Annotated in this window: 9 protein-coding genes and 1 pseudogene; 5 read left to right on the plus strand and 5 right to left on the minus strand. The window is 51.4% G+C overall.

The features are described 5' to 3' along the window. Positions 1 to 8: 8 nt before the first annotated feature. From J2T58_RS07235 to J2T58_RS07245, 3 genes are all read right to left on the minus strand, one after another. Positions 9 to 281, minus strand: coding sequence for a type II toxin-antitoxin system RelE family toxin (locus J2T58_RS07235; RefSeq protein WP_253488443.1), 273 nt, complete (start codon positions 279 to 281; stop codon positions 9 to 11). Positions 282 to 285: 4 nt separating this feature from the next. Next, positions 286 to 528, minus strand: a complete 243-nt coding sequence (locus tag J2T58_RS07240; protein WP_253488444.1) for a DUF7557 family protein — start codon at positions 526 to 528, stop codon at positions 286 to 288. A gap of 116 nt (positions 529 to 644) precedes the next feature. Beyond that, a complete protein-coding gene (locus tag J2T58_RS07245) occupies positions 645 to 1181 on the minus strand; it encodes an AAA family ATPase (RefSeq protein WP_253488445.1) in 537 nt (178 codons plus the stop codon). A 324-nt stretch (positions 1182 to 1505) separates the two neighbouring features. On the opposite strand from J2T58_RS07245, the gene J2T58_RS07250 reads away from it, so the two are divergent. The 4 genes from J2T58_RS07250 (at position 1506) to J2T58_RS11220 (ending at position 4638) form a co-directional block, all read left to right on the plus strand. Then, complete coding sequence (locus J2T58_RS07250) at positions 1506 to 2804, plus strand: ATP-binding protein (RefSeq protein WP_253488446.1); 1299 nt, start codon at positions 1506 to 1508, stop codon at positions 2802 to 2804. Positions 2805 to 2987: 183 nt separating this feature from the next. Then, the gene (locus J2T58_RS07255) at positions 2988 to 3944 is read left to right on the plus strand and encodes an HD domain-containing protein (protein WP_253488447.1); all 957 of its coding nucleotides are present in this window, start codon (positions 2988 to 2990) and stop codon (positions 3942 to 3944) included. 126 nt (positions 3945 to 4070) lie between these two features. Then, entirely contained in the window at positions 4071 to 4349 is a 279-nt protein-coding gene (locus tag J2T58_RS07260) for a type II toxin-antitoxin system Phd/YefM family antitoxin (RefSeq protein ID WP_253488448.1), read from the plus strand. Then, positions 4327 to 4638: a type II toxin-antitoxin system RelE/ParE family toxin gene (locus tag J2T58_RS11220; RefSeq protein WP_366518458.1), complete on the plus strand. Its 312-nt coding sequence runs from the start codon at positions 4327 to 4329 to the stop codon at positions 4636 to 4638. The genes J2T58_RS07260 and J2T58_RS11220 overlap by 23 nt, the downstream gene beginning before the upstream one ends. 42 nt (positions 4639 to 4680) lie before the next feature. Here the strand turns inward: J2T58_RS11220 and J2T58_RS07265 are convergent, their stop codons facing one another. Both J2T58_RS07265 and J2T58_RS07270 read right to left on the minus strand, forming a co-directional pair. After that, the gene (locus J2T58_RS07265; RefSeq protein WP_366518459.1) at positions 4681 to 4962 is read right to left on the minus strand and encodes a histidinol dehydrogenase; all 282 of its coding nucleotides are present in this window, start codon (positions 4960 to 4962) and stop codon (positions 4681 to 4683) included. A 113-nt stretch (positions 4963 to 5075) separates the two neighbouring features. Further along, on the minus strand, positions 5076 to 8453 hold the full coding sequence (locus tag J2T58_RS07270) for a Kelch repeat-containing protein (protein WP_253488450.1): 3378 nt from the start codon (positions 8451 to 8453) through the stop codon (positions 5076 to 5078). Between the two features lie 222 nt (positions 8454 to 8675). Here J2T58_RS07270 and J2T58_RS07275 point away from each other — a divergent pair. Then, positions 8676 to 8778: pseudogene (locus J2T58_RS07275) on the plus strand (IS200/IS605 family transposase); the annotation flags it as partial.

Raw genomic sequence — 8778 nt, forward strand, 5'->3', positions numbered from 1 at the left:
TATAACCCTCAATACTGACGGTATATCGGGCTTCGATGGCCTGTCTCAATCACGTGGATGATCATCATCGCATTGTCGATTGTGAGGATTACCCGGTAGTTCCCTACCCGCAGAGAATAAAAATACGGATCACTGCTCCCTTTGAGCTTTTTCACATGATTTTGTGGATTCGTTTCACCGGCGAGTGAGGCCAGCTCCCGGTATACTGCCTTTCCGACAGGTACCGGGAGCCTGCTGAGATCTTTTTTTGCACGGGCTGAGATAAGCACTTTGTACGCCATTTAATCAGGCATCCAAAAGACCAAGCTCGTCTGCAACATCTTCAAGGGATTGAACTCTCCCGGCTTTGATATCGTCAAGCGACTCCTCTATTGCCCGGATGGTTTCATCACTGAGAGGTTCATCGTCGATCGCAGTCTCGATAAGTCGTTCGATGACATCTTCGAATGGTTCCTTCGGGTGCACCTTCAAGGATGCCAACCGGTCCCGGAGATCGGTGCTGATTCGGATTGTTGTGACAGCAGGCATATCGCTATATATTATGATATATCGTCATATACCTTCGCATAGCTGATCAGGTAATCAGGCAGGTGCGTGGAGGGGAGTTCATTCCAGCGGATATCAGGATTGGCCGGACCGAGCCACTATAACACCCTTTTCGGTACGAGCTCCCGGAGGTATGATTCGACCTTCGCATAGACCTCACTCGGGGGTGCATCACGGGAGAACGCCATGCTCATCGTTTGGAACGAGGGCTCGGCACTCCATATCTCCTCCCAGGCGATCTCGATCCCGGAATAGATAGCGGGAACAGAATAGTCGATTGGCGCCCAGATATATGGTGCAGGGATATTCTTCTCCCGCTTTGAAGCCCTCTCGATACAGAGATCGTGGGGCCAATCAATCCATATGATTGCAACCGGCAATTTCGAGCCGAGGAGTGCATCGCAGACCATTTGGGCATACGGACCCATGCCTGAGAACTCAAGGATTGCCGGGGATGGATCAGAACAAGCCTCCAGGAAATAATCCCATGCAGTCTCTTCACCAACGATTGAGCCATCAGAATATCTGATCCGGCAGTCATCAATGGATGTATACGGAAAACCCGTCTCATCTGAAAGGGCCCGTGCGAGTGTTGTCTTCCCGGCACCAAGTGTTCCGATGATGAGAATCTTCATCTTCCCGATTACGGGTTGCCCGAGAGATTGACCTTCCTGCTGTTCCATGCCTCACCATACTATCATGACGTATCTGCCTGCTCATTTCTGTGGCACCCGGATATATAAAGATCGAAATGCCCATTAAAAATGAACCACAGGACTCATACGTCTTTGAGCGCCGCTGCTTTCCATTTTGGTCGGAATACAGGACTGAGAGAAACGAATGGATAGCTAAAGGTAACCTTTCTTTGCCAATGATATTCTCATTATATTAAACCATCTCAATGGAAAAGAACGGTTATATATGGGAGGCGACAAGAGAGATACTGAGGTGGATGTACCATGGATAAAGCGCAGCTCATGGATGTCATCGTGCAGCATCAGGAGATCTTTGCAGAGATACCTGAAGACACGATAGAGCGGGAGATCGATCTCCACAAATATATGCGTGGTAAAGAGATCGTCATCATAACAGGCATCAGGCGATCAGGAAAGAGCACCGTCCTGAAACTCCTTGCAGATCAATACCAGCGACGGGATGAGAATATCCTCTTCATCAATTTTGAGGATATCAGGCTCCTGGATATCACAACAGACAATTACCATGATATCGAAAATATTGCAATAGAATTGTTCTCCCGTAAGAAGAAGACGGTATTCTTCTTTGATGAAATACAGTACGCTCCACAATGGGAACGATGGGTAAACAACCTCCATTTTAAAGGCCATAAAGTCTTTGTCACAGGATCGAATGCGAAGATCCTGGGGGGAGAGATTGCAACAGCACTCACGGGAAGAAATGTCGTGCTGGCTCTCCATCCATTCAGTTTCCGTGAGTATTTACGGCTGAAGGGGATAGAGATCCCGCCGTTTCATCTCCTCACCTCAGATCGATCTGCAGAAATTTTTCATTATTTCAAGGAATATATCGAATATGGCGGGTTTCCCGAGGTCTTAAAAGAGAAGAATATCGAATTATCGGGGTATTATTTCAATGATATCCTGAAGCGGGATATCGAAAACCGCTATGCTGTACGTGAGCAGGCAGGCCTTGCACGTCTTGCCACCTACCTCGCCTCGAATGCCTCATCAAAATTTACCTACTCTACACTGCTAAGCGTAACAGGACTGAAAAGCACAAATACGATCAGCCAGTACATCGGGTACTTCAGGGACTCATATCTCTTCTATACGCTGCCGGCTTTTTATTTCTCCCTGAAGAAACAGGCTCAGGCATCAAAAAAAGTATATGCAGGAGACAACAGCTTCTTAAATACCGTATCATTCAGATTCTCGGAAAACACCGGACAGAAACTTGAAAATCTGGTCTTTCTCCATCTATTGCAGGCAAAGAAAGGGTACTCCCTCTTCTACCACTCCGGTGTATCCGAAAAGGAATGTGACTTTCTGATCATGAAAGAACCATCTGTTCTCTCTGCCATACAGGTATCTGCGGAAATACAGAACAGTGAGACAAAAAAGAGAGATATACACGGACTCCTTGATGCTCTCCATGAATATAATCTTCCAAAGGGATACATCCTGACAATGGACCGTTCCGGCCATGAAGAGATCGACGGCAAGGATCTCATCATCACTCCTGCATGGAAATACATGCTCTATCCGGATCTCTACCCATAGGGGGGGTCAGACATCCGGCAATGATTCTTCATAGTCCGTTGATGCAAAGGTATCTGCTCTATTGATACCGGTTACCTTCTTCCAACCACGAAGATCCCGTGTATCCCACCGATACACAAAATACGTCTCAACGACCAGATCCTCATACAATTGTCAGAACCACACGTCCTATCAGGTGACCCTATGAAGAAGACCCAGTATATAACAGATATCAGTGATGGAACGCCGGTTGAGACTCTCTTCCTCCTTGAAAGCATTGAAGAGAAGAAGAAGCGGCAGGACGGGAAGTATCTCCATGCCATCCTCTCGGATAAGACCGGGAAGATACCATGCAAGATCTGGGGGCTTGCATCCCAGACCACAGAAGAGATCGAGGCGCTCTGCCGGAGCCTTCAGCCGGGAGAGGTCTACCGGATCAGGGGAACTGCAAAGGTCTACAACGGCGACTGCGAGGTGAATGTCAATGAGGGTGTGCTGGAACTCGCCGCCCCGGTTGCCATCCCGGCATCTGAAAAAGGGGAGTTCATCTATTCGCCGGTGGATATCAAAGAGACGGCAAAAGAGATACAGACCCTCGCCGGATCGATCAGAAACGGAGGTCTCCGGATGACCGTTGCCCTCGCCCTGATGGAGGCCGGTGGCTTCTATGAGAAGCCTGCTGCAAAGAAACGCCACCATGACTATGCAGGAGGGCTTGCTGAACATACCCTCGAGACCACAAAGATCGCCGTTGCCATGGTCGATGCGCAGAAGAGCTTCAACCTGGATCGTGACCTGGTCATCGCAGGAGCCCTCCTCCATGATATCGGCAAGGCACTCTCATTTGAAGAGAAAGGTATCGGGTTTTCCGCCCGCCCCGAGTACGATCTCATCGGCCACATCCCGCTTGGGATCACCCTCCTCGAGCGGTTCAGGGACTTCTGCGATGAGGCAACCTTCCTTCATCTTCTCCATATTGTCCAGTCACATCATGGCGACCATGGCGATGTGGCCCCACGGACCTCGGAGGCATGGGCGGTTCACCTTGCTGACATCTCGAGTGCGACACTCCGCGAGACCGCAGATGATATCGCAGGGCTTGCCCGGGGCGAAGGGAAGTGGCGCGGAGAGAAGGGTGGAAGGCCGGTGTACAGGATATAGGGTTTCTTCTGTCAAAGACAGAAAAGAATAATGTAAGAACCCGGATGTGAGGTGGGGCGAAGGTACGATATATAGCATCACATTCAATGCTAAATTCTATATAACACAAGGCACCATATGACATACATGAGCCCTCTGGAAGATATTCGATCAGTCACGGATCTGAAACGCCACACCCGTGAAATTCTTGATCACCTCCATGCAACCGGCCGGCCTGTTATCCTTACTGTTAATGGGAGGGCTGATTCCATCCTGCTTGACATAAAGGTATATGAAAAATACCTTGAAGCAGCGAATCTCGCTCGATTGCTTGTTCCGGCAGAAAAAGACGTAGAGAACGGGGATACACGCTCGGCCAGTGATTTTATCCGTGAGTTCAAACGTGAAAAGCAGATATCAGGTTGAGATCACTACCGTTGCTGAACGGGATATTGAGGAGATCTGGGATTATATCTCAAGCGACAACACAGAAAGAGCAACAGCGTTTATTGTACATCTTGAAGAGATTATAGCAGGGCTTGGTACCCTTCCCCTGCGCTGTTCACCCGTAACAGAAAACGAACTTCTTGGAACAGCATACCGTCATCTTCTGTATAGTAATTATCGAATCATCTTCAGAGTATCCGGATCAAAAGTGATCATTCTTCGTGTAGTGCATACAGCAAGGTTGCTGGATACACGGTTTTTCAGATAGCCATCATCTCAATCCGGTGAAAGCTGGTGTACCACTGTTCAATCAGGTCAGGTTCCGGACCTGCGACCGTGTGCAGAAATGGTAGAGAAAAAGGCCAAAATAAACAGAGGCATACCCCGACGTCGGAAGCACATGGGTTGTCCCTGATACATCAACACCGCAGGCGACCGGCGTATACGGCCCGACAAAGATCGATCCCGCATGGCCAACCTCATGGAAGAATGCCCTCGGTTCAGCTACCTTGGAGCAAGCTGTGAGGACAGATGGTGGGGAGAAAAGCGGAAAAGAGCTGTGGAGTGGATATCGGAGTTTCTCCCCCAACAAATCTCCTGTTGAACCAGATCTTACCGCGGGATGATCCCGCCTGAAGCACCGGCGAATCTGTAATTAATGATTATTCGGGATATCTGCTTTTATTATATTCAAAAAAGAGTGGATTATCTCTCTTCCTTCTTTTTGATAGAATAATACGCTACACCAATGAGCAGAAGGATGACGACAATGCCAATGATCATATATATCCCCGGGAATCGAGGCCCTTCGTCAGGTACGACGGGCTGCGGTGGAGCCGTTGTGACCGGACCGGGAGTATCTGTCGTCTGAGGAGTTGTTGGTACAACCGTTGCAGATGCCTCAGAGTCAACGAATACGGCGTAGATGCTGAAGTGACTGATCCACGCACTCACTGTTTGGGAGTCCGGGTCAACACTCGTTTCGATATCCTCATAGGACTCTGTCCTTGGATTATACCATTTTATCACCAGGTTTGAAGGATTGTCATCGGCATCTGCCATCAACTCACTCCACTCCTCATCTGTGAAGGTGAAGGTAAGGAGGATTGCCGGAGAGAATGTTGTACCGGCAGGTGAGCCCGAAACCGCATAGCCGGTCCCTGCAATAATGAAGGTTGCATCGACCGAAACATCCGGGATTTCTCCCGACTGTCTTCCCGGTGAGGTATCGATGATCGAAATCGTACCTGCTGATCCACCATCTGCGTTAAGGACTGTAGTTCCCAGGGGTATCTTCAATTGTGCAGAGCCATCAGCGGTTCCAAGATTGTAGTTCTGGAGTACCTGGCCGGCGCTGCTCTGCAGGAAGGAGGTCGATCCAACATTGCTCACAGTCTGTGCAGAGCTCCCGCCACCGCCCGAGGGACGGGGTGTCGGAGTTGGGGCGGGAGTTGGAGTTGTGACAGTGATATACCCCTCCTTCATCGCCGCAGTATATCCCCCGGCATTGTATGCCTGAAGGGTGACATTATAGAGACCGGGGTTATTGTAGGTGTGCAGGGGGTTCTCCAGATATGATCCGGCGGTCTCAAGGCGCCAGGTATCGTTTAACAGAGAATCGCCGTCATCAAAACCCCCCATCAGGACAATACTGCCATCCGGAAGCACAACACTCGTGTGCCAAACCCGGATGGGCCACCCGGCACTCGTATTCACCTCCGTCCAGGTGGCTCCAGCATCAGGGGAACGCCAGACAGCGTTATTCATAGCGCCACCATTCACTTCCATCAGCAGAATACTGCCATCAGGGAGCACCACATTCGTATGTCCAATGCTGCCGATCCATCCGCCACTCTCGTTCACAAGGGTCCACGTGGCTCCACCATCAGGGGAACGCCACGTATCGTTCATCCGATTATCAGCGCTATCCATTCCACCTATCAGCACAATACTGCCATCAGGGAGCAGAACACTCCTGTGGTCCATCCGCTCGATCCACCCGGCAGCGGGATTCAGCTGCGTCCACGTGGCTCCACCATCAGAGGAACGCCAGGTATCATTCATAGGACCCCCAGAACCCGCCCCCCCCATCAGGACAATACTGCCATCCGGGAGCAGAACACTCGTAGGCAGTGACCGGGGACTCCACCCTGCACTGGCATTGACCTGTACCCACGTGGATCCATTATCAGAAGAGCGCCAGGTATCATTCATCACACCCCCAGCATCCATTCCCCCCATCAGCACAACACTGCCATCGGGGAGCACCACACTCGTATGCAGTCCCCGGGCGCTCCACCCTGTACTCTCATTGACCAGCGTCCACGTGGCTCCATTATCATAAGAGCGCCACGTATCGTTCTTATAACCTTCATTATCCATTCCACCCATCAGCAGAATACTGCCATCAGGGAGCACAACACTCGTGTGCCACAGACGACCACTCCACCCTGCACTCTCACTCACCCGTGTCCACGCACCGTCAAAAGCCTCATCGCCGAAATACCATGCCCAGCCGGTTGCGGGGTCGCCGGATGAGGTGTCAGAGAATTGAACCGTAAGCGGGGCAGCACCTGTTCCCGGTGCTGCCGTGAAGTCAGCTGCCGGTGGAGGAATGGTAACCGTGATATATCCCAGCCGTTCGGTTGTGTTACTACCACCTGCGTTTGACGCGTTCAGGCTCACGGTGTATGTCCCCGGGCTCTCATATGTATGCACAGGGTTTGCAGTAGTGTTTGTATACCCATCCCCGAAGTCCCAGAGCCATTCATCTGGACTACCTGTGGACTCGTCGGTGAAGGTCACCTGTAACGGACCCGGGCCCCTCGTCGGGGTGGCGGTGAAGTTCGCTACCGGAGGAGGGGTGGTAACAGTGATGTATCCTTGTTTAATCGTCGCATTCGATCCCCCGGCATTGTATGCCTGAAGGGTGACGTTGTAGACACCAGGATTATTGTAGATATGACCAGGATTCTGCTCATAGGATCCTGCCGTCTCAAGTCGCCAGACATCGTTCTGAAAACTGCCATCCAATCCCCCCATCAGCACAATACTGCCGTCTGGGAGCACAACACTCGTGTGCCCTAATCGCTCGCTCCACCTGGCACTCTCATTCACCTGTGTCCACGTGGCTCCACCATCAGAAGAACGCCATATATCGTTCCTCAGACTAAAAGGGAAACCCGATCCACCCATCTGGACAATACTGCCGTCAGGGAGCAGAACACTCGTGTGCCCAAATCGCCCGTTCCAACCTGCATTTGCATTTACCTGGTTCCACGTGGCTCCACCATCAGGGGAACGCCAGACATCGTTCATCAGATTATCAGCACTATCCGCTCCACCCATCACGACAATACTGCCATCAGGGAGCACAACACTCGTATGAGTGTATCGCTCGCTCCATCCGGCACTCGCACTCACCTGCGTCCATGTGGCTCCACCATCAGGGGAACGCCAGACATCGTTCGTATAAACATCATCATCTGTTCCCCCCATCAGGACAATACTGCCATCAGGGAGCAGCACACTCGTGTGACTATACCGGGCGCTCCACCCTGCACCGGGATTCACCTGGTTCCACGTGGCTCCACCATCCTCGGAACGCCAGGTGTCGTTGAGCGGAATATCGCCGTCAGCCTCCCCGCCCATCAGCACAATGCTGCCATCAGGGAGGATCACACTCGTATGCCAGGCTCGGCCGCTCCATCCGGCACCGGGATTTACCTGCGTCCACGTGGATCCATTATCATAAGAGCGCCAGGTATCGTTCTTCCTACCGCCAGCATCCCATCCGCCCATCAGCACAATACTGCTGTCAGGGAGCACCACACTTGTCTGACCCCACCGGCCGCTCCACCCGGGAGTGTCATCAACCCGGATCCACGCACCATCAAAAGGCTCATCGCCGAAATACCATGCCAGGCCGGTTGCGGGTTCGCCGGTTGATTCATCAGAGAACTGAACCGTAAGCGGAGCATCACCCTCCGTCACATTCGCGGAGAAGTCTGCTATAGGATATGCCGCCGCCCCTCCAACCAGACAAGTACAGATGATACCCAAAAGCAGCAACCACAGTGCCATTACCCGATGGAAGGAGTGGTATTCATATTGCCATGGCATTACGCCCTTTGTTACGGGAGTATGATCAGGGGTCAGAGAACGAGGCGGAATCATAATGGTAGTAATAGATACATAGACTCCTATTTAACTCCACATGCGAGAAGTCCCCTTGCGCAAGCTGGGGGATGAGAGCCGTCTACGAGCTCCCGCAACCTTTATGGTTCATCACACCTGATAGCAACTATGGACTGCCGATTAGATAAGGGCGCCCATTCGGTCTATGCTTTGCACTACCATTTGGTGCAGTGTGTCAAGTACCGGAGAGGAGTCTTTGTCGATGATCGGT

This window comes from Methanocalculus alkaliphilus (genome assembly GCF_024170505.1).
GTDB lineage: Archaea > Halobacteriota > Methanomicrobia > Methanomicrobiales > Methanocorpusculaceae > Methanocalculus > Methanocalculus alkaliphilus.